Source organism: Pseudomonas sp. PLB05, from assembly GCF_021106615.1.
GTDB lineage: Bacteria > Pseudomonadota > Gammaproteobacteria > Pseudomonadales > Pseudomonadaceae > Chryseomonas > Chryseomonas benzopyrenica.
The window spans coordinates 305353-330122 of record NZ_JAJOHO010000002.1; the positions used below are offsets into that span (position 1 = coordinate 305353).

Annotated in this window: 19 protein-coding genes; 14 read left to right on the top strand and 5 right to left on the bottom strand. The window is 68.4% G+C overall.

Going from position 1 to position 24770, the window contains the following annotated elements; genetic code table 11:
- Positions 1-76 precede the first annotated feature (76 nt).
- Positions 77-1258: a M20 aminoacylase family protein gene (locus tag LRS53_RS08150; RefSeq protein ID WP_231355583.1), complete on the bottom strand. Its 1182-nt coding sequence runs from the start codon at positions 1256-1258 to the stop codon at positions 77-79.
- A gap of 11 nt (positions 1259-1269) precedes the next feature.
- A complete protein-coding gene (locus LRS53_RS08155) occupies positions 1270-2577 on the bottom strand; it encodes an MFS transporter (protein WP_231355584.1) in 1308 nt (435 codons plus the stop codon).
- Positions 2578-2842: 265 nt separating this feature from the next.
- Here LRS53_RS08155 and LRS53_RS08160 point away from each other — a divergent pair, with 265 nt between their 5' ends.
- The 7 genes from LRS53_RS08160 (at position 2843) to LRS53_RS08190 (ending at position 11491) form a co-directional block, all read left to right on the top strand.
- Positions 2843-3814, top strand: coding sequence for a PstS family phosphate ABC transporter substrate-binding protein (locus LRS53_RS08160; RefSeq protein ID WP_231355585.1), 972 nt, complete (start codon positions 2843-2845; stop codon positions 3812-3814).
- 95 nt (positions 3815-3909) lie between these two features.
- Positions 3910-6195, top strand: coding sequence for an ABC transporter permease subunit (locus tag LRS53_RS08165; RefSeq protein WP_231355586.1), 2286 nt, complete (start codon positions 3910-3912; stop codon positions 6193-6195).
- A complete protein-coding gene (pstA, locus tag LRS53_RS08170) occupies positions 6182-7894 on the top strand; it encodes a phosphate ABC transporter permease PstA (RefSeq protein WP_231355587.1) in 1713 nt (570 codons plus the stop codon). The genes LRS53_RS08165 and pstA overlap by 14 nt, the downstream gene beginning before the upstream one ends.
- Positions 7895-7916: 22 nt before the next feature.
- The gene (gene pstB / locus LRS53_RS08175; protein ID WP_231355588.1) at positions 7917-8738 is read left to right on the top strand and encodes a phosphate ABC transporter ATP-binding protein PstB; all 822 of its coding nucleotides are present in this window, start codon (positions 7917-7919) and stop codon (positions 8736-8738) included.
- 58 nt (positions 8739-8796) lie between these two features.
- Entirely contained in the window at positions 8797-9522 is a 726-nt protein-coding gene (phoU, locus tag LRS53_RS08180) for a phosphate signaling complex protein PhoU (protein WP_007161478.1), read from the top strand.
- Positions 9523-9594: 72 nt separating this feature from the next.
- A complete protein-coding gene (locus tag LRS53_RS08185; RefSeq protein WP_068384558.1) occupies positions 9595-10515 on the top strand; it encodes a response regulator in 921 nt (306 codons plus the stop codon).
- A 76-nt stretch (positions 10516-10591) separates the two neighbouring features.
- Positions 10592-11491 (top strand): peptidoglycan DD-metalloendopeptidase family protein, encoded by a 900-nt coding sequence (locus LRS53_RS08190; protein ID WP_231355589.1) that lies wholly within the window; start codon positions 10592-10594, stop codon positions 11489-11491.
- A gap of 215 nt (positions 11492-11706) precedes the next feature.
- On the opposite strand, the gene LRS53_RS08195 is transcribed toward LRS53_RS08190, so the two are convergent.
- Complete coding sequence (locus LRS53_RS08195) at positions 11707-12507, bottom strand: helix-turn-helix transcriptional regulator (RefSeq protein WP_231355590.1); 801 nt, start codon at positions 12505-12507, stop codon at positions 11707-11709.
- A gap of 350 nt (positions 12508-12857) precedes the next feature.
- On the opposite strand from LRS53_RS08195, the gene LRS53_RS08200 reads away from it, so the two are divergent.
- Together LRS53_RS08200 and LRS53_RS08205 are read left to right on the top strand one after the other, a co-directional pair.
- On the top strand, positions 12858-13745 hold the full coding sequence (locus LRS53_RS08200) for a M23 family metallopeptidase (protein ID WP_231355591.1): 888 nt from the start codon (positions 12858-12860) through the stop codon (positions 13743-13745).
- Between the two features lie 188 nt (positions 13746-13933).
- Complete coding sequence (locus LRS53_RS08205; RefSeq protein ID WP_231355592.1) at positions 13934-15835, top strand: sensor domain-containing diguanylate cyclase; 1902 nt, start codon at positions 13934-13936, stop codon at positions 15833-15835.
- Between the two features lie 12 nt (positions 15836-15847).
- Here LRS53_RS08205 and LRS53_RS08210 read toward each other — a convergent pair whose 3' ends face one another.
- A complete protein-coding gene (locus LRS53_RS08210; RefSeq protein WP_051226129.1) occupies positions 15848-17212 on the bottom strand; it encodes a hemolysin family protein in 1365 nt (454 codons plus the stop codon).
- A 147-nt stretch (positions 17213-17359) separates the two neighbouring features.
- Entirely contained in the window at positions 17360-18127 is a 768-nt protein-coding gene (glcC, locus tag LRS53_RS08215) for a transcriptional regulator GlcC (protein WP_231355593.1), read from the bottom strand.
- A 207-nt stretch (positions 18128-18334) separates the two neighbouring features.
- On the opposite strand from glcC, the gene glcD reads away from it, so the two are divergent.
- The 5 genes from glcD to LRS53_RS08240 are packed head-to-tail and all read left to right on the top strand — an operon-like array spanning position 18335 to position 24755.
- Complete coding sequence (glcD, locus tag LRS53_RS08220) at positions 18335-19834, top strand: glycolate oxidase subunit GlcD (protein ID WP_231355594.1); 1500 nt, start codon at positions 18335-18337, stop codon at positions 19832-19834.
- Positions 19834-20880: a glycolate oxidase subunit GlcE gene (gene glcE / locus LRS53_RS08225; RefSeq protein ID WP_231355595.1), complete on the top strand. Its 1047-nt coding sequence runs from the start codon at positions 19834-19836 to the stop codon at positions 20878-20880. The genes glcD and glcE overlap by 1 nt, the downstream gene beginning before the upstream one ends.
- 11 nt (positions 20881-20891) lie before the next feature.
- Positions 20892-22124: a glycolate oxidase subunit GlcF gene (gene glcF, locus LRS53_RS08230; protein ID WP_231355596.1), complete on the top strand. Its 1233-nt coding sequence runs from the start codon at positions 20892-20894 to the stop codon at positions 22122-22124.
- A gap of 14 nt (positions 22125-22138) precedes the next feature.
- On the top strand, positions 22139-22543 hold the full coding sequence (locus tag LRS53_RS08235) for a heme-binding protein (protein ID WP_017639294.1): 405 nt from the start codon (positions 22139-22141) through the stop codon (positions 22541-22543).
- 37 nt (positions 22544-22580) lie between these two features.
- A complete protein-coding gene (locus LRS53_RS08240) occupies positions 22581-24755 on the top strand; it encodes a malate synthase G (protein WP_231355597.1) in 2175 nt (724 codons plus the stop codon).
- Positions 24756-24770: the final 15 nt, after the last annotated feature.

Consider the following 24770-nt stretch of genomic DNA (forward strand, 5'->3'; position numbering starts at 1 on the left):
ACCGGGCAGTCTAGCGGCCCGCGCGTGAAGAATCCGTCGCCGGCACCCCGGGTGAGGGTGCCGGCGGGGCGGCGCCTCAGGCGGTGAGGAAGGCCTCGGTCAGCTTGACCCAGTAGCGCGCGCCCACCGGCAGCAGGGCATCGTTGAAGTCATAGGCCGCGTTGTGCAGGTTGGCGCTCGGGCCATTGCCGACGAACAGGTAGCAACCGGGCACCTGCTGCAGCATGTAGGCGAAGTCCTCGCTGGCCGGGATGGGCGCGAAGGGGTGCAGGGCGTCGGCGCCGAAATGGTCCACGGCCACCTGGCGAGCGAAGGCGGTGGGGCCGTCGTGGTTGACCAGCACCGGATAGCCGCGCTGGTAGTCCAGTTCGGCCGTGGCGCCAAAGCTTTCCGCCTGGGCGCGCACCAGGGCGCCGATGCGTTGCTCCAGCAGGTCGCGGGTGCTGTCCTGGAAGGCGCGGATGGTGAGCTTCATCTCCACCGTGTCGGGGATGACGTTGGAGGCCTCGCCGCCGTGGATGCTGCCCACGGTGACCACCGCCGTATCCAGCGGCGCCACGTTGCGCGAGACCACCGTCTGCAGCGCCATCACCGTGGCGGCGCTGGCGACGATGGGGTCGACGGCCTTGTCCGGCACCGCGCCGTGCCCGCCCTGACCACGGATGCGCAGCAGGGCGGTATCCGAGGAGGCCATGGCGGCGCCGTCGACAAAGCAGAACTTGCCGGTGGGCACGCCGGGCATGTTGTGCAGACCGAACACCTGGTCGCAGGGGAACAGCTCGAAGAGGCCGTCCTGCATCATCTTCAGGGCACCGCCCAGGCCTTCCTCGGCTGGCTGGAAGATCAGGTGCAGGGTGCCGTCGAAGGCGCGGGTCTCGGCCAGGCAGCGGGCGGCGGTGAGCAGGGTGGTGGTGTGGCCGTCGTGACCGCAGGCGTGCATGCGTCCGGGGTGCTGGCTGGCGTAGTCGAGCCCAGTGGTTTCCAGGATCGGCAGAGCGTCCATGTCGGCGCGGATGCCCAGCACCTTGCTGCCGCTGCCGGCGCGCAGGGTACCGACCACTCCGGTGCCGCCCAGACCGCGATGGACCTCGTAACCCCAACTCTGAAGGGCGGCGGCTACCAGGTCGCTGGTGCGCTGCTCCTGGTAGCCCAGTTCGGGATGGCGGTGGATGTCGCGGCGCAGGGCGACCATTTCCGGCAGGTAGCCGGCGATATGACGGGCGGTGGCGTCTTGATCCGCAGCGGTGGCAAGGCTCATGGCGATCTCTCTCAATCCAGGTGGCGTTCGGGATAGCTCAGCAAGGCCATCCATCCTATCAGCAGCATGACGATCAGGTACCAGGCCGGGGCGAGCGGGCTGCCGGTGGCCTCGATCAGCCAGGTGGCGATGAACTGGGCGGTGCCGCCGAACAGCGTCACCGCCAGGGCGTAGGTCATGGCCAGACCCGTGGCGCGCACCGGCCGCGGCAACCCGGCGAGGATCAGCAGCAGACCGGCGGTCATGTTGACGCTCATGGCGGTGATCACCACGAAGCGAGCGGCGAAGGCCAGGCCCTGGGTGGTGGGGTCGTTCAACCAGACAAAGGCCGGGTAGATGCCCAGCAGGGCCACCGCCAGGCTGACCAGGGCCACCGGCTTGTAGCGGCCGAAGCGGTCCAACAGCAGCCCGGCGGCCAGGGCGGCGGCCATCTGCACCGCGCTGGAGGCCACCCCGGCCAGGTAGGCGCTGGTGGCCGGCAGGCCGACGATGCGGGTCATGTAGGTGGGCATGTAGAACTGCATCAGGTAGGTCAGCAGGGTGGCCGACATCACGATCAACAGGCCCAGGCCGAAGCGCCGCGGATGCTCGCGCAGGAAGGCGCGCACCGGACCGCCCTCGACCGCGCCGGCGCCGCGCCAGGTCTCGTCCACCTGGCGGCGGATATAGAGGCCGACCGGGATGATCAGCAGTCCGACCAGGAAGGGGATACGCCAGCCCCAGGCGTGCAGCTCGGCCTCGGACAGGCTGCGGGTGAGCAGGGCGCCCAGGGCGGCGCCGAGCAGGGCACTGCCGCCCTGGCTGATCACCTGCCAGCTGACATGGAAGCCGCGTCGGCCGGGGCTGGCCGATTCCAGCAGCAGGGTGGTGGCGGCGCCGATCTCGCCGCCGGCGGAAAAGCCCTGCAACAGCCGTCCCAAGAGCAGGATCAGCGGTGCGGCGAGGCCGATCTGCGCGTGGGTCGGGGTAAAGGCGATCAGGGCGCTGCCCAGGCCCATCAGGGAGATGGTCAGCAGCATGGCCTGCTTGCGCCCGTGGCGGTCGGCATAGGCGCCCAGCACTATGCTGCCCAGCGGCCGCATGACGAAGCCGACGCCAAATACCCCGACTGCCATCAGGAGCGAGCCGTAGGGGGTATCCGAGGGGAAATAGAGCTGGCCGATGATGGCGGCGAAAAAGCTGAACACCGTGAAATCGAACATCTCCAGGCCGTTGCCGAGGCTGGCCGCGGCGATCAGCTTGGCGCGCGAGGGCGGGGAGACCGGGGCGGCGGTCGCCTGAGCGGCCGGGGTGGAGGACGTCGGAAGAGCCTGGGCCATGGTGCGTTCCTCTGCACTGAGATGAATGCTTAGCTGTGCAAATGTTGGTCCGGTCCATCAAGGCCGCCAGCGAGAGCGATCAGGCAGGTCCGGACGCCAGGCCTGCGCTAGGGTGGTGCAGCGCAGGCCCTCTTGCAGCCTAGTCGAACCCGCCACCCTGGCTGGCGGTCTCTCATAAATCCGTCACAATGCCCGGCTAAAGTGCCAGGTCGCGTCTGAGCGTCGCCGGCCCAGGCCCGTCTCCCATCCCCGCGAGGAATCCGGTATGGACATCAAAGGTCCGCTGACCGCTGTGGCGCTCGCCCTGGCGCTAGGTGGCACGACCGCTCGGGCCGAGGGCGTCGACCCGACCATCCCCGACTATCAGAAGGTGAGCGGAATCTCCGGCAATCTGTCGAGCGTGGGCTCCGACACCCTGGCCAACCTGGTCACGCTCTGGGCCGAGAGCTACAAGCGCCAGTATCCCAATCTCAATATCCAGATCCAGGCGGCCGGCTCGTCCACCGCGCCGCCAGCGCTCACCGAGGGCACCGCTGGCATCGGCCCCATGAGTCGCAAGATGAAGGACGCCGAACTCCAGGCCTTCGAGCAGCGCTTCGGCTACCAGCCCACCGCGGTGCCGGTGGCCATCGATGCCCTGGCGATCTTCGTCAACAAGGACAATCCGCTGCGCCAGCTGACCCTGGAACAGGTCGACGCGATCTTTTCCAGCACCCGGCTCTGCGGCGGTCCGCACGAACTCAAGACCTGGGGCGATCTGGGCCTGACCGGCGACTGGGCCAAGCGCCCGATCCAGCGCTTCGGCCGCAATTCGGTGTCGGGCACCTACGGCTACTTCAAGGAAGCGGCGCTGTGCCGTGGCGACTTCCGCGCCAACGTCAACGAACAGCCGGGCTCGGCCTCGGTGGTCCAGGCCATCAGCCAGTCCCTGGGTGGCATCGGCTACTCCGGCATCGGCTACCAGACCGCCAGCGTCCATACCCTGGCGCTGGCCCGCCAGGGCACCACCGACTTCGTCGCGGACAACCAGGAGAACACCCTGTCCGGGCGCTATCCCCTGGCGCGCTATCTCTACGTCTATGTGAACAAGGCGCCCAATCGCCCGCTCAATCCCCTGGAAGGAGAATTCCTGCGGCTGATCCTCTCGCGCAGCGGCCAGGAGGCCGTGGTCAAGGATGGCTATATCCCCTTGCCGGCAGCGGTGGTGCAACAGGCCCTGAAGACCCTGGGCTACTGAGTGCCCAGAGGCCCTGCGCCCGCGCCGGGCGTAGCGTCTCTGGTCGTCCATTCGCTGTAACCTTTCTGTCACACGACGTGATTAGGCTCTGCGCCATGATATCCCCGGTACCCCCGTCCCCGCCCGATCCTCGCGGCCCTGCTCGGCTGGACTTCAACACGCCTGCACTACGCCGGCGGCGGCGCTGGCGGGCCCTGCAGGATCGCCTGATACGGGGCTCGGTGCTGGCCGGTGGGCTGGCCGTGCTGGCCACCATCACCTTGATCTTCTTCTATCTGGCCTATGTGGTGCTGCCGCTGCTGCGTGGCGCCAGTCTGGAAGCCCAGCCGCTGCCCCAGCCCGACTGGCTGGCGGCCACCGGGGCGCCGCTGCTGCTGGGCATCGACGAACAGAATCGCCTCGGCCTGCACCTCTCCCAGGGCGGCGAAGCGACGTTCTTCACCCTGGCCGACGGCCAGCCGGTCATCCGCGAGCGCCTGCCGTTGCCGCCTGGCGTCACCATCAGCAGCCAGGCCCAGGATGCCCCCCGTGGGCTGATCGCCCTGGGTCTGTCCGATGGTCGCGTGCTGGTGGCGCACAAGCGCTATGTTTCCCGCTATCCCCAGGGCGAGCGGGTCATCACCCCTGAACTGGACTTCCCCTACGGGCGCGAGCCCCTGGACCTGGGCGCGCCGCGCGCGGCCCTGGAGCGGGTCGCCATCGCAGGTGACGAGGACCTGCTGGTGCTGGCCGGGGCCCAGGGCAACCGGGTGACGGCCCTGCGTCTCGGCGGGTTGGCGACCCCGGTGACCGGCGACCAGGCCACGCCGGTCCGCACCTCGATCACCCTCGGGCCGCTCAATGCCGCGGTCAAGGCCATTCACCTCGATCCTCGCGGCCGCTGGCTCTATGCCCTCAATGGCCGCGCCCAGGCGGATGTCTTCGACCTGCATGACGGCAGTCTCAACGGCCACTACAAGCTGCTCGACGCCGCCGACAACGAGGTCACTGCCAGCGCCCAGCTGCTGGGCGGCGTATCGCTGCTGGTGGGCACCGCCAAGGGCGGCATCGGCCAATGGTTCATGGTCCGCGGCCCGGATGGCGAGCCGGTGCTGCGGCACATCCGCAGCTTCCAGCTGGGCGCTGCGCCCATCGTCCAGCTGGTGCCCGAGCAGCGGCGCAAGGGCTTCGTCGCGCTGGATGCCGCCGGTGAACTCGGGGTCTTCCACAGCACCGCCGGGCGCACCCTGCTGCGTGAGCAGCTCGCCCCCGCCGCCGGGGTGCTGGCGCTGTCGCCGCGCGCCGACCGGCTGCTGCTGGAAGAGAACGGTCGGCTGCTCGGCTTCCGCCTGGACAATCCGCACCCGGAAGTCTCCTGGTCGGCGCTCTGGGGCAAGGTCTGGTACGAGAATTACGAAGCACCGGCGCGGGTCTGGCAGTCCAGCGCCGCCACCGCGGACTTCGAACCCAAGCTGAGTCTGGCGCCGCTGACCTTCGGCACCCTCAAGGCGGCCTTCTACGCCATGCTGTTCGCCGCGCCCCTGGCCATCGCCGCGGCGATCTACACCGCCTACTTCATGGCGCCGCGCATGAGGCGCACGGTCAAGCCGGTCATCGAGCTGATGGAGGCCCTGCCCACGGTGATCCTCGGCTTTTTCGCCGGGTTGTTCCTGGCGCCCTTCGTGGAAAACCACCTGCCCGGGCTGTTCAGCCTGCTGTTGCTCCTGCCGCTGGCCATCCTCGCCGCGGGCTTTGGCTGGTCGCGCCTGCCGCTCACGCTACGCGAGCGCCTCCCGGAAGGCTGGGAAAGCCTGCTGCTGTTGCCGGTGGTGCTGCTGACCACCGCCCTGGCGCTATGGCTCAGCCCCTCGCTGGAAGGGCTGCTGTTCGCCGGCGACCTGCGCCTCTGGCTGAGCCAGGAGCTGGGCATCGCCTACGACCAGCGCAACGCCCTGATCATCGGGCTGGCCATGGGCTTCGCCGTCATCCCCAACATCTTCTCCATCGCCGAGGATGCCATCTACAGCGTGCCGCGCAGCCTGACCCTGGGCTCCCTGGCGCTGGGCGCCACCCCCTGGCAGACCCTGACGCGGGTGGTGCTGCTCACCGCCAGTCCGGGCATCTTCTCGGCGCTGATGATCGGCCTGGGCCGCGCCGTGGGCGAGACCATGATCGTGCTCATGGCCACCGGCAACACCCCGATCATGGATGCCAACCTGTTCGAGGGCATGCGCACCCTGGCGGCCAACATCGCCGTGGAGATGCCCGAATCCGAGGTGGGCGGCACCCATTACCGGCTGCTATTCCTGGCCGCGCTGGTACTACTCAGCTTCACCTTCCTGATGAACACCCTGGCCGAACTGATCCGCCAGCGGCTGAGGAAAAAATATGCAGCCCTCTAGCGCCGGCGCGCCGCAGGGGCAGGGCACCAGGCAGCGACGCTCCCTGGGCGTCTGGCTGCGTGGCGGCGCGCCCGGGATCTGGCTCAGCGCCGGCGCCGTGGCCATCGCCGTGCTCATGACCCTGGGGCTGATCGGCATCCTCGCCGTGCGCGGCCTGGCGCATTTCTGGCCGGCCGAGGTGGTGCAGGCGCGCTACACGCCGCCGGGCCTGGAAGCGCGCCTGGTGCTGGGCCAGGTGGTGGAACAGGAGACGATCCCGGCCGAGCGGCTGCGTAGCGCCGGGGTAGCCCTGCCGGCGGACAGTGGCGAAACCCTGACCCGCGAACTCTTCAAGCTGGGCAATCGCGATCTCTATGGCAGCGACTTCGTCTGGCTGGTCGGCGACTGGCTGCAGGATCGCCAGACCCCGGCCGACGCCCTGGTGCTGGAGCGCCGCGAATGGGGCAACTTCTACGGCTATGCGCTGGAAGTGCGCGAAGCGGGACGCCAGGTGGCCAAGGGCGCCGCGGCGGTGCCCGAACTGCAGCGCCGCCTGCTGCGCACCCGCGACCTGAGCGAGCGCCTGGAGCGCCTGGAAAAGCAGGACATCGGCGGCGTCAATCATGCCCTGGAGCGGCTGCGCCTGGAGGGCCGCGGCCTGGAGCTGGACGGGCGTCTCGACGCCGCCGCCCAGGCGGATCTAGCCGCCCGCCGCGCCGAGCTCGAAGCCCGTTACGGCGAGCTGGAAGACCAGTTGGCCAGCCTGCGCCAGGAGCGCCGCCGCGACAGCGTGGTGCTGCGCGACGTCGAGGGCCGCACCCTGGAACTCAATCTCGCCCGCATCGTGCGCGCCTATCAGCCCAACGCCATGGGCCTGGGCGCCAAGCTCGGCTTCTATGGCAGCAAGCTGTGGGAATTCCTCAGCGCCGATCCGCGCGAAGCCAATACCGAGGGCGGGGTCTTCCCGGCCATCTTCGGCACCGTGATGATGACCCTGCTGATGGCGGTGATCGTCACCCCCTTTGGCGTCATCGCCGCCATCTACCTACGCGAGTACGCCCGCCAGGGCCCGCTGACCCGTACCATCCGCATCGCGGTCAACAACCTCGCCGGGGTGCCGGCCATCGTCTATGGCGTCTTTGGCCTGGGCTTCTTCGTCTATGTGCTGGGTGGCTCCCTGGACCAGCTGTTCTTCCAGGCCAGTCTGCCCACGCCGACCTTTGGCACCCCGGGGCTGCTGTGGGCCTCGCTGACCCTGGCGATCCTCGCCGTGCCGGTGGTGATCGTCGCCACCGAAGAGGGCCTGGCGCGCATTCCCCGCAGCATCCGCGAGGGCTCCCTGGCGCTGGGCGCGACCCAGGCCGAGACCCTGTGGAAGGTGGTGCTGCCGCTGGCCAGCCCGGCGCTGATGACCGGGCTGATCCTGGCCGTGGCCCGCGCCGCCGGCGAGGTGGCGCCACTGATGCTGGTGGGGGTGGTCAAGCTGGCGCCTTCGCTGCCGCTGGACGGCAACTATCCCTATCTGCACCTGGACCAGAAGATCATGCACCTGGGCTTCCACATCTATGACGTCGGCTTCCAGAGCCCCAACGTGGAAGCTGCCCGCCCGCTGGTCTACGCCACCGCCCTGCTGCTGGTGCTGGTGATCGCCGGGCTGAACCTGTCCGCCGTGTTCCTGCGCAACCGGCTGCGCGAAAAGTACCGGCTGCTGGAAGACTAGCGCCCGCGGCCGAGGAGACCCCATGCCTTCCGATTCCTCCATCTTCAGAACCGCCGCCGCCTACGCGGCCAGTGCCCAGCCTGCGGCGAGCGAAGGTGGCGTGGCCCTGTCGGTGCCACGGCTCAATCTGTTCTACGGCAAGAAGCAGGTCTTGCAGGACATCGCCCTGGAGATCCCGCGCCAGCGCGTCACCGCCTTCATCGGTCCCAGCGGCTGCGGCAAGTCGACCCTGCTGCGCTGCTTCAATCGCCTGAACGACCTGGTGGAAGACTGCCGCATCGACGGCGAGATCCTGCTCGATGGGCAGAACATCTATGCCCGCGGCACCGAGATCGCCGAGCTGCGGCGGCGGGTGGGCATGGTGTTCCAGAAGCCCAATCCCTTTCCCAAGAGCATCTACGAGAACGTGGTCTACGGCCTGCGCATCCAGGGCATCAAGCAGAAGCGGGTGCTCGACGAAGCGGTGGAGTGGGCGCTGCACGGCGCGGCGCTGTGGGACGAGGTCAAGGATCGCCTGCACGAGTCGGCCCTGGGCCTCTCGGGTGGCCAGCAGCAGCGCCTGGTGATCGCCCGCACCATCGCCGTGCAACCCGATGTGCTCCTGCTCGACGAACCCTGCTCGGCGCTGGATCCCATCTCCACCCTCAAGGTGGAAGAGCTGATCCACGAACTGAAACAGCGCTACACCATCGTCACCCACAACATGCAGCAGGCGGCGCGGGTGTCCGACTACACCGCCTTCATGTACTTGGGCCAGTTGGTCGAGCACGGCGACACCGACACCCTCTTCACCAATCCCGCGAAGCGGCAGACCGAAGACTACATCACCGGCCGCTACGGCTAGTTCCAGGCAGGCCGGTGCCCCACCCGGCGACTCGATCCTCTCAGGCAGGACTGACAGCATGATCAACAAAGAAGGCCACACGCAGCACATCTCCCAGCAATACAACGTCGAACTGGAAGAGGTCCGCAGTCACCTGCTGGCCATGGGCGGTCTGGTGGAAAAGCAGGTCAGCGATGCCGTGCGCGCGGTGATCGACGCCGATGCTGGCCTGGCGCGCCAGGTACGCACCATCGATGACCAGATCGACATCATGGAACGTGGCATCGACGAGGAATGCCTGCGCATCCTCGCCCGTCGTCAGCCGGCGGCCTCCGACCTGCGCCTGATCATCAGCATCTCCAAGTCGGTGATCGACCTGGAGCGCATCGGCGACGAAGCCTCCAAGATCGCCCGCCGCGCCATCGAGCTGACCGAGGACGGCGAGGCCCCGCGCGGCTACGTCGAGGTCCGCCACATCGGCGAGCAGGTGCGCAAGATGGTCCATCAGGCGCTGGACGCCTTCGCCCGCTTCGACGCCGAGCTGGCCCTCTCGGTGGCCCAGTACGACAAGCTGATCGACCGCGAATACAAGTCCGCGCTGCGCGAACTGGCTACCTACATGATGGAAGACCCGCGCTCCATCTCGCGGGTGCTGAGCATCATCTGGGTATTGCGTTCCCTGGAGCGGGTCGGCGACCACGCGCGCAACATCGCCGAGCTGGTGATCTACCTGGTCCAGGGTACCGACGTACGGCACATGGGCCTCAAGCGCATGGCCGAAGAGGTCAATCGGTCGCGCGAATGATCCGCCCGGTCACTCCCCGGGTGGCGCTGCGGAGCCGCCTGCTATGCTGGAAGACTTGGCATGGAGTGACCGATGAGCAAGTTGAACGTACTGGTGGTGGATGATGCGCCCTTCATTCGCGATCTGATCAAGAAGGGTCTGCGCAATCTGTTTCCCGGGCTCGTGGTGGACGAGGCGGCCGATGGTCGCCGCGCCCAGACGATGCTCGGCAAGCAGCGTTTCGACCTCATCCTCTGCGACTGGGAAATGCCCGGCATGACCGGTCTGGAGTTGCTGTCCTGGTTTCGTGCCCAGCCGGACCACCAGGGCGTGCCCTTCATCATGGTCACCAGCCGCGGCGACAAGGAAAACGTCGTCCAGGCCATCCAGGCCGGCGTGTCCGACTACATGGGCAAGCCCTTCTCCAACGAGCAACTGGCGGCCAAGGTCAAGAAGGCCCTGCAGCGCACCGGCAAGCTCGCCGAGTTGCAGGCCGGCGCCCAGCCGCGTCCGGCCACCGGCTTCGCCAATGACTCCCTCGGCGCCCTGACCGCCGGCCGCAGCGACGTGGTCCAGCCCGCCGCCGCACCGGTCGCGGCGCCAGCCGCTTCCTCCAGTGCCGCTCTGCTCACCGGCGCCGCGCCGCCGGCACCTGCCCGCGGCAAGGCGGCCGCCAATTTCGGCCAGGGCCAGCTGCGCCTGCCCAACGCCAGCATGGCCTGCCTGATCAAGGCCATCAGCCTCAAGGAAGCCCTGCTGGTGGTCCGCCGCGGCGATCCGCTGCCGCAGATCCTGGAAACCGCCGTGCTCGACCTGGAGCAGGGCGAAGACGGCAACGACGTGGCGCGCCTCAACGGCTATCTGCATTCCCTCGCCGCGCTGGAAGCGACGCCGGCCAGCGAGTGGGTGCAGGTCAACTTCCGCTTCATCGACCGGGACCCGGCCAAGCTCGACTACCTGTCGCGGCTGATTGCCAAGGGCACCGCCCAGCGGCACTACGTGCCGGGCGCCTGAAGAGGGCAACGCCATGAGGGGGCTGGCACGGAGACTGCTTCGCGCTCAGGTATCGCGGATTTCTGACGCCCTGCCCATGCCCCTTGCCCGTCACCTGCTGCTGCTGTCGTTGACCCTTGCGGGTCCCGCCCTGGCGGCGCCCATCTACAAGTACGTCGATGCCAATGGCGTGGTCACCTACACCGACAAGGCGCAGAAGGGCGCCAAGGTGATGACCTTCAGCGACGACCCCATCGAGCGGCTGGACCAGCGGGTCAAGTTGCAGCCGCGGCATTATGCCGGCGGCACGGTGCTGGAGGTGCGCAACGACAGCTTTCTGCCAGTGACCGTCACCCTGCGCCTGTCGGCGCTGCAGAACGTCAGCGGGGTGGGCGAGGCGCCGATCCGCAAGGTCCTGCCGGCGCGCAGCCTGACCCGCCTGGCGACCCTGATCGCGCCGGATCCCAGTCGTCCGCAGCGCTACACCCCCCAGCTCACCACCCTGATGGGCAGTGCCACCCCGGTCTTCGCCTCCGGTTTCGCCTATCCGCTGCCCTGGCTGGGCGGGCCCTTCAACGTCAGCCAGGGCGCCGGCGGCGGTTTCAGCCACAACACGCCCAAGAGTCGCTATGCGGTGGACATCGCCATGCCCGAGGGGACGCCCATCGTGGTCTCGCGCGCCGGCCAGGTGGTGGAGGTGGAGAACGCCCAGGACGGTCGCGGCAACCACCCCTCCGGCAACTTCGTGCGCATCCTCCACGACGACGGCACCATGAGCGTCTACCTGCACTTGCAGCGCGGTTCGATCAAGGTCACCGAGGGGCAGTGGGTACGCACCGGCCAGGCCCTGGCCGCTTCAGGCAACACCGGGCGCAGCACCGGGCCGCACCTGCACTTCGTGGTCCAGCGCAACACCGGCGAGGCGGTCGAATCCATTCCCTTCCGCTTCGCCCAGGCAGTGGACAGCTTGCCGAATTTCGCCGTCGGCGGACCTTGAGAGCCTGTTCAAAGGCTGCTGCGCGTCGGGCAAACGGCGTTGAAAAGCCCCTGGAAGGCCAGCCCCGCCTGGGCGGCCCCGTTGCCATGCTCATTTACCATCGGTAAACCGAGCGCGGGTCCGATCCGCTTGCTCAGAGCTTTTCGTGGGGCCGCCTAGGCCTTGTTTGGCTCTGGCTCGCCAGCCTTTGAGCAGGCTCTTACCCTCGTCCAGTTTCAGCCCTGGGCGTCGAGGTACTCGCTCGGCGACACTCCCAGCACCCGGCGAAACATCCGGGTAAAGGCCGAGGGCGAGGCGTAGCCGAGATCCAGGGCCACCCGGGTCACCGGCTCGCCGGCGGCCAGCCGCGGCAGGGCCAGCATCAGCCGGGTGTGCTGGCGCCAGGTGGAAAAGCTGGTGCCGGTTTCCTTGAGGAACAGTCGGGCCAGGCTGCGCGAGCAGAGGTGCAGCTCCTGCGCCCAGGTCGCCAGGGCCGTATCGTTGGCCGGATCGGCGTGCAGGGTGGTCTGGATGGTCTGCAGCCGGCGATCGGCCAACGCCGGCAGGTGCAGGGCCGTCTCTTCGAGAAACACCAGTTCCGCCAGCATCAGCGCCCGCACATGGCTGCCCAGCTCGGCCTCGCCATAGGAGGTGCCGCCGCGTCGCAGGCAGCGCAGCAATTCGCGCAGCAGCGGCGAGATGAGCACCATGCGGGTGGCCGCCTCGGGGCAGGGCAGGCCGCTCGGCAATTCGATGATCACCACCTGCAGGGTGGCCTCGCCGTTGGCCCGCGCCTGGTGCTCGACGCGGGGCGGAATCCAGATCGCCTGCTTGGGTGGAACGTACCAGACCCCTTCGTGGGTGGTGACCTCCAGCACGCCGTTGACCGTGTACATCAGGTGCGCCTGATCGTGCACATGCGGCGGCCACGCCTGGCCGTGGGCGAAGGTGCCAAGCTGGGATACCAGCGGCCCGGCGGGCGGGATAGGCGCATCCGCAGCCACGCTTCGCGTCAGGTCGATTGTCTGTTCCTGCATAGCGGCTGTCCGTTTCGGTTGGGCAGGGTCAAGGTGCCAGGACCTAACCTGCAGCACTATGGCCGGAGCATTGGGCGCGCCCAAGAGGTGATCCCTCTGCACGCCGAAAATCTGCCTCTTGCGGGAGTGTCGCACAGAACACCCGCCGCTTGGCTGACCTGCCTGAACCATCAGGCCTGTATTTGAACTACCGTCCGATCGGTGGCAGCGTGGCACAGGGATTTGAGTGCCACGCTTTTTTATTCGCGACGATGCTTTGCCAGCGGCTTCACAAAGCCGCGGTTTGACCATCGCCCGCCTCGCGCGGCTTTGTTAGGTTCTGTCCTTGCCCATCATGGTGGCCCTATGCCATGGACCGACGCCTGACCGCCCTGATCACCTGCCTGAGTCTCGCCCTGGCCGTGCCTGCCGTTGCGCCGGCTGCCGAAAAGGCGACCCTGACCAAGACCTCCGCCAAGAGCCCGGCCCGCAAGGGGCAGGTCAAGCTCAAGGTCCGCAACGGCAGCGAAGGTCGCATCTTCGAAGTCCGCAACGATTTCGACGTGCCCGTGCGCGTCGAACTGCGCCTGCAACGCACCGTCAACGTGGCCGGTGCCGAGCGCCCGATCCGCCAGGTCATCGAGCCGCGCTCCACGGTGCAGCTGGCGGTGATCCGCAAGCGCCAGCAGGGCTTTCCCATGCACTTCGACCAGGCCTTCAGCTACAGTCCGCAGCTGCCGGTCGGCACCCTGCCATCGCTGGCGACGAATGTCGCGAGTGGTGCCGACAACGGCATCGGCTATGGTTACGCCTGGCCCTGGCGGCAAGGGGTCTACTACGTGACCCAGGGCGCCGGGGGTGATTTCAGCCACAACACGCCCAAGGGGCGCTATGCGGTGGACATCGCCATGCCCGAAGGTACGCCGATCAGCGCCGCTCGCGCCGGCACGGTGATCGACGTCGAAAACGGCCAGTTCGGCCATGGTCCCAACCCCTCCGGCAACTTCGTGCGCATCGCCCACGAGGACGGCAGCCAGAGCGCCTACCTGCACCTGCGCCGCGGTTCGGTCAAGGTGCGACCCGGGGAGCGGGTGGAGATCGGCACGCCTCTGGCGGAGTCGGGCAACACCGGTCGCAGCACCGGTCCCCATCTGCATTTCGTCGTCCAGGCCCACACGGGCGGTGAAATGGTCTCCATTCCCTTCCGTTTCGTGCGGCCGCTGGCGGCCCTGCCCAACATGGCGCTGGGCGACCGCTGAGTCCGCGCTTCAGGGCGTTCCAGACAGGCTGACGCCACCGGGCCCATCCAGGGCCGAGGCACCCTGTCGCCTGTAGAAATCCCTTGGCAGGACCAGGCTTGGTGGCGTTATGCTATCACCACGCTATTTCCTCCAGGGCGCGGGCTTTACGGCGGCCTTTTCTTCCTTCAGGCTATGGATGCCGCCCTATGAAAGGATTCCTGGCCACCCTGTGCGCCGGTGGGCGCAATCGGGCTTTGCACCTGCTGGTCCTGTTGCTGATCGCCCTCGACGGCCAGGCGCAGGTGCTGCGCCTCGACGATCCGGCGCGCAGTTACGATCCCCGACCGGCACTGGAGATTCTCAAGGCGCCCGCCAGTCTGACCTTTGCCGAGGCCGCCGCGCGCCCAAGCGGTGGCGAGGACGGCTGGCATGCGCCCGATGAACTGGAAATGCTGCTCCATGACGGCCGCCAGGGCCTCTGGCTGCGCTTTGCCATCCAGAGTCGCGACGACCAGGCCTGGTGGCTGATTCCGACCTGGCCGGTGCTGGATCGCCTGGACCTGCGCACCCGCGGAGCCGATGGTCGCTGGAGCCCGCTGCAGCAGAGCGGCCTGGCGCTGCCGGCGACGCAACGGGCGCTGCCCGGGCGCCAGCTGATGTTCGCCCTGGCGCCGACCGCCGGCGCCGTGGAGGAGGTCTACCTGCGGCTGGATTCGCGGGAGACCTTCATCCTGCCGCTGCGCCTGGTGACCCCGGCCACCTATCTGCGCGAGGCCCAGCAGGATGCCTGGCTGGTTGGCAGCTTCTTTGGCTGCCTGATCACCATCCTGCTGCTGACCCTCACGCTGTGGGGATTCGGCCGCCGCTCGGGCTTTGGCTGGTATGCCCTCTATCTGCTCAGCGTCATCGGCTATCAGGCGGTCACCAGCGGCTATGGCGCCTGGCAACTCTGGCCGGAGAGCCCGGCCTTCGCCCTGCGTGCGCACCTGGCCTTCGCCGCCCTGTGCTTTCTGAGTGGCGGGTTGTTCGTGCGCTATCTGCTCAGTCTCTATCACGGCGGCCGCTGGATCGACTTTGGCAATCGTCTGCTGATCGGCTACTGGAATGTGGCGCTGGTCGTCACGCTGATCTGGCCGCACCTGCTGAGCTTCCAGGAAATGCTCGGCATGATGGCGCTGAGTTGCCTGGGCCTGCTGGGCACCACCACCTACCTGGCGCTGCGCGGCAGCCGCATGGCGTTGTGGTTCAGCGCCGCCTGGGCCCTGCTGTTGCTGGGCAGCGCGATCCAGCTGCTGGCTGTGGCCGGCTGGCTGGCCGCCGACAGTCCGGCTTTCCATGGGCAGATAGCCGGTTTCACCCTGGGCTTCGTGATGCTGTCGCTGGGGCTTACCGAGGGCCTGAGTCTGCAGCGGCGGGCGCGAATCGAAGCCCAGCGGCAGGCCCTGGAAGCCTCCAACGCCCTGGCCCGCGAGCGCGAAGCCTCCTTTGTCGAGCTGGAATTGCGGGTGGCGCTGCGCACCGTGGAGTTGCAGCAGGCCAAGGCCAGCCTCGAGCGGCTGAATCGCGAACTCTTGCACCAGAGCCAGACCGATTCCCTGACCGGGCTCGGCAATCGCCGGCATTTCGAGCGGGTCTTCCAACAGGAGATCCGCCGCGCCATCCGTGCCGAACTGCCGCTGGCGGTGCTGCTGGTGGACCTCGATCACTTCAAGGCGGTCAACGACACCCATGGCCACACCCTCGGCGACGAGTGCCTGAGGTGCGTGGCCGAGGTGTTGCGCCAGCACGTCCAGCGCGCGGGGGAGGTGGCGGCGCGCTATGGCGGCGAGGAATTCGTCATCGCCTTGCCCGGCAGCGACCGGGCGGCGGCCGAGCTCCTGGCCGAGCGTATCCGCCAGGAGGTGGCGGGGCTGGAGTTGCAGACCGAGCAGGGGCGCTTGCGACCGTCGGTCAGCATCGGTGTCGCGGTGAGCGTGCCGAGCAATCTTGAGCACGGCCTGGGCCTGCTGGAAGACGCCGATCGGGCGCTCTATGCGGCCAAGCGCGGCGGGCGCAATCGCGTCTGCCTGAGCGACGGTCTGCCGGAACTGGGCAGCGGACGCGGCTGAGGCCGCGTCGCCTCAGCGCTCCTCCGGCTGGCGCCGGCGGACGTCCTTGGGATCCAGCTTGATGACCTTGGCCAGGACGATCTTGGGACCCTTCATCTTCTTGACGATGATGCGCAGGCCTTCGGCCTCCAGCACCGTCTCCTCTTCGGGAACGCGCTTGAGACTGTCGTAGATCAGGCCGGCCAGGGTCTCGGCCTCGACGTGGTCCAGGTCGATGCCCAGCAGGCGCTCGACCTTGAACAGCGGGGTGTCGCCACGCACCAGCAACTTGCCCGGCTGATAGGCGACCACGCCGCGTTCGGTCTTGCGGTGTTCGTCCTGGATGTCGCCCACCAGCACCTCGAGCACGTCTTCCATGGTCAGGAAGCCGATGACCTTGTGGTCGGCTTCCTCCACCAGCACGAAGTGCGCGCCGCCGCGGCGGAACTGCTCCAGCAGGTCGGACAGCGGCATGTGCTTGGTCACCCGTTCCAGCGGATGCACCAGGTCGTCGAGGTCGAAGGAAGCGGCTTCGCTGTCCAGCCCGGCGATGGCCAGGAGCAGGTCCTTGATGTGCAGCACCCCGGTAAAGGTCTGGCTGTCCTCGTCATAGACCGGGTAGCGACTGTACTTGGAGCGGCGGATCTGGGTGAGGATCTCCTCCAGGCTGGCCTTGCTGTCCAGGTAGATGAGGTCTTCGCGGGAATTGGCCCAGTCCACCACCTCCAGCTCGCCCAGCTCCACGGCCGAGGCCAGCACCCGGGCGTCCGGGTCGGTGGCGCGGTTGGAGTGCAGGATCAGCTTGAGTTCGTCGCGGCTGTAGTGGTGTTCGTGGTGCGCGCCCGGCTCGCCCTGGCCGGCGATGCGCAGGATGCCGTTGGCACTGGCGTTGAGCAGCCAGATGGCCGGGTACATCAGCCAGTAGAAGAGGTACAGCGGCACCGCCGTCCACAGCGACAGCAGATCGGGCTTGCGGATCGCCCAGGACTTGGGCGCCAACTCGCCGACCACGATGTGCAGGTAGGAGATGATGAAGAAGGCCGAGAAGAAGGCGACGCCGTGGATCACCTCGGGGCTGCGGACGCCGGCGGCGCCGAGCAGGGGTTCGAGCAATTCGGCGAAGGCCGGCTCGCCGACCCAGCCCAGGCCCAGGGAGGCCAGGGTGATGCCGAGCTGGCAGGCGGAAAGGTAGGCGTCGAGCTGGTTATGCACCTTCTTGAGGATGCGCCCGCGCCAGCCGTGCTTCTTGGCGATGGCCTCCACACGGGTGGCGCGCAGCTTGACCATGGCGAACTCGGCGGCGACGAAGAAGCCGTTGAGCAGCACGAGGAAGAAGGCGAAGAACACGAGGCCGAGATCGGCGAACAACGTCGAGGCGAGACTGGTGGAAGGGTCCATTAGGGCCGAGAGCTGCAGAAAGGTCGGTTAAGCATGGGGGCGGGGCAGGGCAGTTGCAAGATGTTACGCCCGCCGAGGGGACGGGGGCATGCTGCGGGCTGACGGACAGCGGCTCTGGCACTGACCTTTGCCGGCGGGACCTTTTATCTAGGTCCAGCCTTCCAGACGCATGGTCGCCCGCACCAGCCGCTGCTCTTCCTGCTCGATCTCGCGCAGGCTGTCCCTCACGCTGTGGATATGCTCGCGGGCGGCGGCATGTGCTTCGTCGGGCAGGCGTCTACTCATCGCGGCATAGAGGCGGGCGTGCTGGGCATCGATCTCGCGGCGTTGCGGCGGGCGATGGTAGAGATTGGCGATGCAGGCGAATACCGAGCCCAGCAGCAATTCGTTGAGCGACTGCAGGGTGTGCACCAGCACCGGATTGTGCGAGGCCTCGCTGATCGCCAGATGGAAGGCGTGGTCGAGGCGGGCATGGGTTTCTGCCGGCAGGCTGGCCGGATCCTGGCAGGCGGCGCAGAGCTCCTCGTAGCGCCGCCCGATCAGTACCAGGTCGGCGGTGGTGGCGCGCAGCGCGGCCAGGCGCGCGGCTTCGCCCTCCAACAGGGCGCGTACCTCCAGCAGGTCGTAGAGGGTACGCGGCTGGCTGCTGAACAGGTGCAGCAGGGGATTCTCCGCCGCCGGCGCCGCCAGGCGGGCGACGAAGCTGCCCTGGCCGTGGCGCGTTTCTATGATGCCGCGGGCGCGCAGCAGGCCCAGGCCCTCGCGCAGGGCGGTCCGGGAGACGCCGAGTTTGTCGCACAGGCGCCGCTCGGACGGCAGTGGCTGGCCGACCTTGAGCACCCCGTCCACCACCAGACGTTCGATCTGCTGACTGACGTTCTCGGCGACGGGAAGGCGGGGGGCGGGTGCAGACATGGGGGTTCCTGCTGGTATGACCACGAGATTCAGCCCTAGTGAGCCACCGGCCGGATTCGCCGTCAAGCAGGCTGAAAGCGGGTAATCATTTGGTCGAAGAGGGTGAAAAAACTGGTATGACCAGTGGTTTGGGCGATGGACTCGCGGTCAAGTCTCAGGGTACAACGAAGCCTCTCCAGCCAGAACAACAACAATGGCGGTTACCTGATGAGCCTGGTCTACGACGAACGTCTCGACGGCGCCTTGCCCCGCCCGGACAAGGCGCAACTGCTGCAGCGGTTGCGCGTTGCGCTGCCCGAGCACTGCCTGCTGCACGACAGGGAAGACCTCAAGCCCTACGAATGCGACGGCCTGGCGGCCTATCGCACCACGCCGCTGCTGGTGGTGCTGCCGGAAACGGTGGAGCAGGTGCAGGCGACCCTGCGCCTCTGCCATGAGCTGAACGTGCCCCTGGTGGCGCGCGGTGCCGGCACCGGTCTCTCCGGCGGCGCCCTGCCACTGGAGCAGGGCGTGCTGCTGGTGATGGCGCGCTTCAATCGCATCCTCGACGTGGACCCCGAGGGCCGCCGTGCCCGGGTCCAGCCCGGGGTGCGCAACCTGGCCATCTCCCAGGCCGCGGCGCCCCACGACCTCTACTACGCCCCCGATCCCTCGTCGCAGATCGCCTGCTCCATCGGCGGCAACGTGGCCGAGAACGCCGGTGGCGTGCACTGCCTGAAATACGGCCTGACCGTGCACAACGTGCTGGCGGTGGAGATCGTCACCCTGGAGGGCGAACGCCTGACCCTGGGCAGCGCCGCCCTGGACAGCCCCGGCTTCGACCTGTTGGCGCTGTTCACCGGCTCCGAGGGCCTGCTCGGCGTCGTGGTGGAGGTGACCGTCAAGCTGCTGCCCAAGCCGCCCTGTGCTCGGGTGGTGATGGCCAGCTTCGCCGACATCGAGCGCGCCGGGGCGGCGGTGGCCGACATCATCGCCGCCGGCATCATCCCTGGTGGGCTGGAGATGATGGACAACCTGACCCTGAGAGCCGCCGAGGACTTCATCCACGCCGGCTACCCAGTGGATGCCGCGGCCATCCTGCTCTGCGAGCTGGACGGGGTGGAGGCCGACGTGGCCGCCGACATCGAGCGCGTCAGCAGCCTGCTGGCGGCCGCCGGTGCCACCGAGATCCGCCTGGCCCGCGACGAGGCCGAGCGGCAGAAATTCTGGGCCGGGCGCAAGAATGCCTTTCCCGCGGTGGGGCGGCTGTCGCCCGACTACTACTGCATGGACGGCACCATCCCGCGCCGCGCCCTGCCGGAGGTGCTGCGCGGCATCGAGGCCTTATCGGCGGAATACGGCCTGGCGGTGGGCAACGTCTTCCACGCCGGCGACGGCAACCTGCATCCGCTGATCCTCTTCGATGCCAACCGGCCCGGCGAACTGGAGCAGGCCGAGGCCCTGGGCGGGCGCATCCTCGACCTCTGCGTGGCGGTGGGCGGCACCATCACCGGCGAGCACGGGGTGGGTCGCGAGAAGATCAACGCCATGTGCACCCAGTTCCAGCCGGGCGAGCTGACCTTCTTCCATGCGGTTAAGGCCGCCTTCGATGCCCCCGGGCTGCTCAACCCCGGCAAGAACGTGCCGACCCTGCACCGCTGCGCCGAATTCGGTGGCCTGCACGTGCATCACGGCCAGTTGCCCCACCCCGAACTGGAGCGCTTCTGATGGACAGCCTGGAACTGCTCCTCGATCAGGTCCGCGAGGCCCTGGTCCGTCGCCAGCCGCTGCGCATCCATGGCGGTGATACCAAGGCCCACCTGGGGCGTGCGGTCGAGGGTGAGCCGCTGGACGTCAGTGGCCATCGCGGCCTGGTGCACTACGACCCCACCGAGCTGGTGGCCACGGTGCGCACCGGCACGCCGCTGGCCGAACTCAATGCCGCCCTGGCCGAGCAAGGCCAGATGCTGCCTTGCGAACCGCCGCAACTGGGGGAGGGCGCCACGGTCGGCGGCACCCTGGCCAGCGGCCTCTCCGGTCCGCGCCGGCCCTGGGCCGGCAGCCTGAGGGACTTCGTCCTGGGCACGCGGTTGATCACCGGCACTGGCGAACACCTGAGATTCGGCGGCGAGGTGATGAAGAACGTTGCCGGTTACGACGTCTCCCGCCTGCTGGCCGGCAGCCAGGGGTGTTTGGGGGTGGTCACCGAGGTGTCCTTCAAGGTCCTGCCCAGGCCGCGCTGCACCCAGAGCCTGAGTCTGGAACTGGACGCCGAGCGCGCCCTGCAGCGCCTCGCCGTCTGGGGCCGTGAAGCCCTGCCGATCTCGGCGGCCTGCCATGACGGCCAGCGTCTGCACCTGCGCCTGGAGGGCGGCGAGGGCTCGGTGCGCTCGGCGGTCGATCGCCTGGGCGGTGAAGCCCTGGGCGAGGCCTTCTGGGACGAGCTCAACGAACAGCGGCTGGCCTTCTTCGACGACCCCAGGCCGCTGTGGCGGCTGTCGGTACCGGTCAATACCCCGCTGCTGGAGCTGCCCGGCACCCGGTTGCTGGACTGGGGCGGTGCCCAGTACTGGCTCAAGAGCGATGCCCCGGCCACAGTCCTGCGCGAGATCGCCGAGCGTGCCGGTGGCCATGCGCTGTGCTACACGCCGGACGCCGAGCGCGAGGCCCAGCATCCGCTGCCGGCCGCGCTGCTGGACTACCACCGCCGCCTCAAGGCCCGCCTGGACCCCCAGGGGATCTTCAATCCGGGTCGGCTGTACGCCGGGCTCTAAGGGAGCGACCTATGCAAACCAATCTGAGTCCCGCCGCCCGCGAACTGCCCCGCGCCGCCGATGCCGAGCGGGTGCTGCGCAGCTGCGTGCACTGCGGCTTCTGCAACGCCACCTGCCCGACCTACCAGCTGCTCGGCGACGAGCTGGACGGGCCCCGCGGGCGCATCTACCTGATCAAGGGCATGCTCGAAGGCGGCGAGGTCAGCGAAAAGACCCGCGAGCATCTCGACCGCTGCCTGACCTGCCGCAACTGCGAGACCACCTGTCCCTCGGGCGTCTCCTATCACGAATTGCTCGACATCGGCCGCGCCGAGGTGGAGCGCCGGGTGCCGCGGCCCCTGGCGCAGCGCCTGCTGCGCGCCGGCCTGCGCCAGGTGCTGCCGCAGCCGCGGCTGTTCGGCGCCCTGCTGAAAGGCGGCCAGACCCTCAAGCCGCTGTTGCCGGCCAGCGTCCAGGCCAAGCTGCCGGCGCGTATCGCCGTCCCGGGCGTGCGGCCGGCACCTCGGCATGCCCGGCGCATGCTGATCCTCGAAGGCTGCGTGCAACCGGGGCTGTCGCCCAATACCAATGCCGCCACCGCGCGGGTGCTGGATCGCCTCGGCATCAGCCTGGACGCCGCGCCCCGCGCCGGGTGCTGCGGCGCGGTGGACTATCACCTCAATGCCCAGGAGGCTGGCCTCGATCGTGCCCGGCGCAATATCGACGCCTGGTGGCCGGCCTTGCAGGGCGGCGCCGAGGCCATCATCCAGACCGCCAGCGGCTGCGGCGCCTTCGTCAAGGAGTACGCCAGCCTGCTCAAGGACGACCCGGCCTATGCCGCCAAGGCCCGCGAGGTCTCGGCGCGCACCCGCGACCTGGTGGAGGTGCTGCGCGAGCTGCCGCTGGAAGAGCTGCGGCTGAAGGACACCCCGCGGCTGGCCTTCCACTGCCCCTGCACCCTGCAGCACGCCCAGCGCCTGGGTGGCGCCGTGGAAGGCGTCCTGCAACGCCTCGGCTTTCCGCTGGCGCCGGTGCCGGACGGTCACCTCTGCTGCGGTTCGGCCGGCACCTATTCGCTGACCCAGCCGGACTTGTCGCGGCGGCTGCGTGACGCCAAGCTCGATGCCCTGGAAAGTGGTCACCCCGAGCTGATCGCCACCGCCAACATCGGTTGCCAGAGCCATCTCGACGGCGCTGGGAGAACTCCCGTGCGCCACTGGATCGAAATCCTCGACGCGGCCCTGGCCGCTCCGACCCAACCCTGAACCCTGGAGGCCCCATGAAGACCAAAGCCGTGCTCACCCTTGCCGAGATCGACACCCTGCTGGCCGCCGGGCGCGCCGAAGCCGAGCGCCAGGGCTGGGCCGTGTGCATCGCCGTGGCCGACGACGGCGGTCATCCGCTGGCCCTGCTGCGTCTCGACGGCGCGGCGCCCAACAGCGCCTACATCGCCCCGGAAAAGGCCCGCAGCGCCGCCCTGGCGCGCAAGGAGTCCAAGGTGCTGGAAGAGATGATCAACAACGGCCGCACCGCCTTTCTCAGCGCGCCGCTGATGCAGGGCATGCTCGAAGGCGGGGTGCCCATCCTGGTGGACGGCCAGGTGGTGGGCGCGGTCGGCGTCTCCGGCGTCAAGGCGCCGGAAGATGCGCAGGTCGCCAAGGCCGCCATCGCCGCACTGGGTTAACCCTCTCTCGACAGTTTCGTTATCAAGGAAAGCCATCATGACCGACCGCACTACCCTGGGCCGCCTGCAGGTGGCCACCGAGCTGCAGCGCTTCATCGACGAGGAAGTACTGCCCGGCACCGGCCTCGACACCGCCGCCTTCTGGTCGGGCGTGGACGCGCTGGTGCACGAGCTGGCACCGCGCAATCGGGAACTGCTGGCCGAGCGTGATCGCCTGCAGGCGGAGCTGGACAACTGGCACAGCGCCCATCCCGGTCCGGTCACCGACCTGCCCGCCTACCAGAGCTTTCTGGAAAGCATCGGCTATCTGCAGCCGGTGCCCGGTCAGGTGCAGGCCTCGACCTCCGGCGTCGATCGCGAGATCGCCGAGCAGGCCGGTCCGCAGCTGGTGGTGCCGGTGCTCAACGCCCGCTACGCCCTGAACGCCGCCAATGCCCGCTGGGGCTCGTTGTACGACGCCCTCTACGGTACCGACGCCCTGCCCGAGGCCGATGGCGCCGAGCGCGGCAAGGGCTACAACCCCACCCGCGGCGCCAAGGTAGTGGCCTTCGCCCGCCAGGTGCTGGATGGCGTGGCACCCTTGGCCAGTGGCTCGCACCGGGACGCCACCGCCTACCGCATCCAGGACGGTCGCCTGGTGGTGGACCTCAAGAGCGGCACCAGCGAACTGGCCGATCCGGCGGCCTTCGTCGGCTACCAGGGCGACGCCGCCGCGCCGTCCGCGGTGCTCTTGCGCCACAACGGCCTGCACCTGGAGATCCAGATCGACCGCGACAGCGCCATCGGCAAGACCGACGCCGCCGGGGTCAAGGATCTGCTCATGGAGGCCGCGGTCAGCACCATCATGGACCTGGAGGATTCCATCGCCGCGGTGGATGCCGCCGACAAGGTGCTGGCCTATCGCAACTGGTTGGGCCTGATGAAGGGCGACCTGGCAGAAGAAGTGAGCAAGGCTGGCGAGACCTTTACCCGCCGCCTCAACCCCGACCGCGAGTACCAGGGCGCCGACGGTCAGCCGCTGACCCTGCACGGTCGCTCGCTGCTGTTCATCCGCAACGTCGGCCACCTGATGACCAACCCGGCAGTGCTGCTGGAAGAGGGTCGCGAGATCCCCGAAGGCATCCTCGATGCCCTGGTCACCGTGACCATCGCGATGCACGACCTCAAGCGCCAGGGCAACTCGCGTAGCGGCTCGGTGTACATCGTCAAACCCAAGATGCACGGTCCGGCCGAGGTGGCCTTCGCCGTGCAGCTGTTCGACCGCGTCGAGGCCCTGCTGGGGCTGCCGGCCAACACCGTCAAGCTGGGCATCATGGACGAGGAGCGCCGCACCAGCGTTAACCTTAAGGCCTGCATCGCCGCCGCCGCCGCGCGGGTAGCCTTCATCAACACCGGCTTCCTCGACCGCACCGGTGACGAGATGCACACCGCCATGCTGGCCGGGCCCATGCTGCGCAAGGGCGACATGAAGACCTCGAAGTGGATCACCGCCTACGAGCGCAACAACGTGCTAGTGGGCCTGGCCTGCGGCCTGCGCGGCAAGGCGCAGATCGGCAAGGGCATGTGGGCCATGCCCGACCTGATGGCGGCCATGCTGGAACAGAAGATCGGTCATCCCAAGGCCGGCGCCAACACCGCCTGGGTACCGTCGCCCACCGCCGCCGTGCTGCACGCCCTGCATTACCACCAGGTCAACGTCCAGCAGGTCCAGCAGGAGCTGGAACGCAGCGACGTCGACGCTGCCCGCGGCGAATTGCTCGCCGGGCTGCTCAGCGTACCGGTGGCCGAGTCGCCCGACTGGTCCGCCGAGGCCATCCAGCAGGAGCTGGACAACAACTGCCAGGGCATCCTCGGCTACGTGGTGCGCTGGGTCGACCAGGGCGTGGGCTGCTCCAAGGTGCCCGACATCCATGACGTCGGCCTGATGGAAGACCGCGCCACCCTGCGCATCTCCAGCCAGCACATCGCCAACTGGCTGCACCACGGCGTGGTCAGCGCCGAACAGGTGGACGAGACGCTGCAGCGCATGGCCAAGGTGGTGGACGGCCAGAACGCCGGCGACGCGCTCTACGAACCCATGGCCGGCCACTTCGACAGCTCCTACGCCTATCGCGCCGCCCGTGACCTCATCTTCAAGGGCCGCGAACAGCCCAGCGGCTACACCGAGCCGCTGCTGCACGCCTGGCGTCTGAAGAAGAAAGCCGGCGCCTGATCCCGCCGCCACGCC

Bases quoted from the DNA above. Each gene is read 5' to 3' on its own strand.
- LRS53_RS08150 (WP_231355583.1), bottom strand. From the start codon at position 1,258: ATGAGCCTTGCCACCGCTGCGGATCAAGACGCCACCGCCCGTCATATC.
- LRS53_RS08155 (WP_231355584.1), bottom strand. From the start codon at position 2,577: ATGGCCCAGGCTCTTCCGACGTCCTCCACCCCGGCCGCTCAGGCGACC.
- LRS53_RS08160 (WP_231355585.1), top strand. From the start codon at position 2,843: ATGGACATCAAAGGTCCGCTGACCGCTGTGGCGCTCGCCCTGGCGCTA.
- LRS53_RS08165 (WP_231355586.1), top strand. From the start codon at position 3,910: ATGATATCCCCGGTACCCCCGTCCCCGCCCGATCCTCGCGGCCCTGCT.
- pstA (WP_231355587.1), top strand. From the start codon at position 6,182: ATGCAGCCCTCTAGCGCCGGCGCGCCGCAGGGGCAGGGCACCAGGCAG.
- pstB (WP_231355588.1), top strand. From the start codon at position 7,917: ATGCCTTCCGATTCCTCCATCTTCAGAACCGCCGCCGCCTACGCGGCC.
- phoU (WP_007161478.1), top strand. From the start codon at position 8,797: ATGATCAACAAAGAAGGCCACACGCAGCACATCTCCCAGCAATACAAC.
- LRS53_RS08185 (WP_068384558.1), top strand. From the start codon at position 9,595: ATGAGCAAGTTGAACGTACTGGTGGTGGATGATGCGCCCTTCATTCGC.
- LRS53_RS08190 (WP_231355589.1), top strand. From the start codon at position 10,592: ATGCCCCTTGCCCGTCACCTGCTGCTGCTGTCGTTGACCCTTGCGGGT.
- LRS53_RS08195 (WP_231355590.1), bottom strand. From the start codon at position 12,507: ATGCAGGAACAGACAATCGACCTGACGCGAAGCGTGGCTGCGGATGCG.
- LRS53_RS08200 (WP_231355591.1), top strand. From the start codon at position 12,858: ATGGACCGACGCCTGACCGCCCTGATCACCTGCCTGAGTCTCGCCCTG.
- LRS53_RS08205 (WP_231355592.1), top strand. From the start codon at position 13,934: ATGAAAGGATTCCTGGCCACCCTGTGCGCCGGTGGGCGCAATCGGGCT.
- LRS53_RS08210 (WP_051226129.1), bottom strand. From the start codon at position 17,212: ATGGACCCTTCCACCAGTCTCGCCTCGACGTTGTTCGCCGATCTCGGC.
- glcC (WP_231355593.1), bottom strand. From the start codon at position 18,127: ATGTCTGCACCCGCCCCCCGCCTTCCCGTCGCCGAGAACGTCAGTCAG.
- glcD (WP_231355594.1), top strand. From the start codon at position 18,335: ATGAGCCTGGTCTACGACGAACGTCTCGACGGCGCCTTGCCCCGCCCG.
- glcE (WP_231355595.1), top strand. From the start codon at position 19,834: ATGGACAGCCTGGAACTGCTCCTCGATCAGGTCCGCGAGGCCCTGGTC.
- glcF (WP_231355596.1), top strand. From the start codon at position 20,892: ATGCAAACCAATCTGAGTCCCGCCGCCCGCGAACTGCCCCGCGCCGCC.
- LRS53_RS08235 (WP_017639294.1), top strand. From the start codon at position 22,139: ATGAAGACCAAAGCCGTGCTCACCCTTGCCGAGATCGACACCCTGCTG.
- LRS53_RS08240 (WP_231355597.1), top strand. From the start codon at position 22,581: ATGACCGACCGCACTACCCTGGGCCGCCTGCAGGTGGCCACCGAGCTG.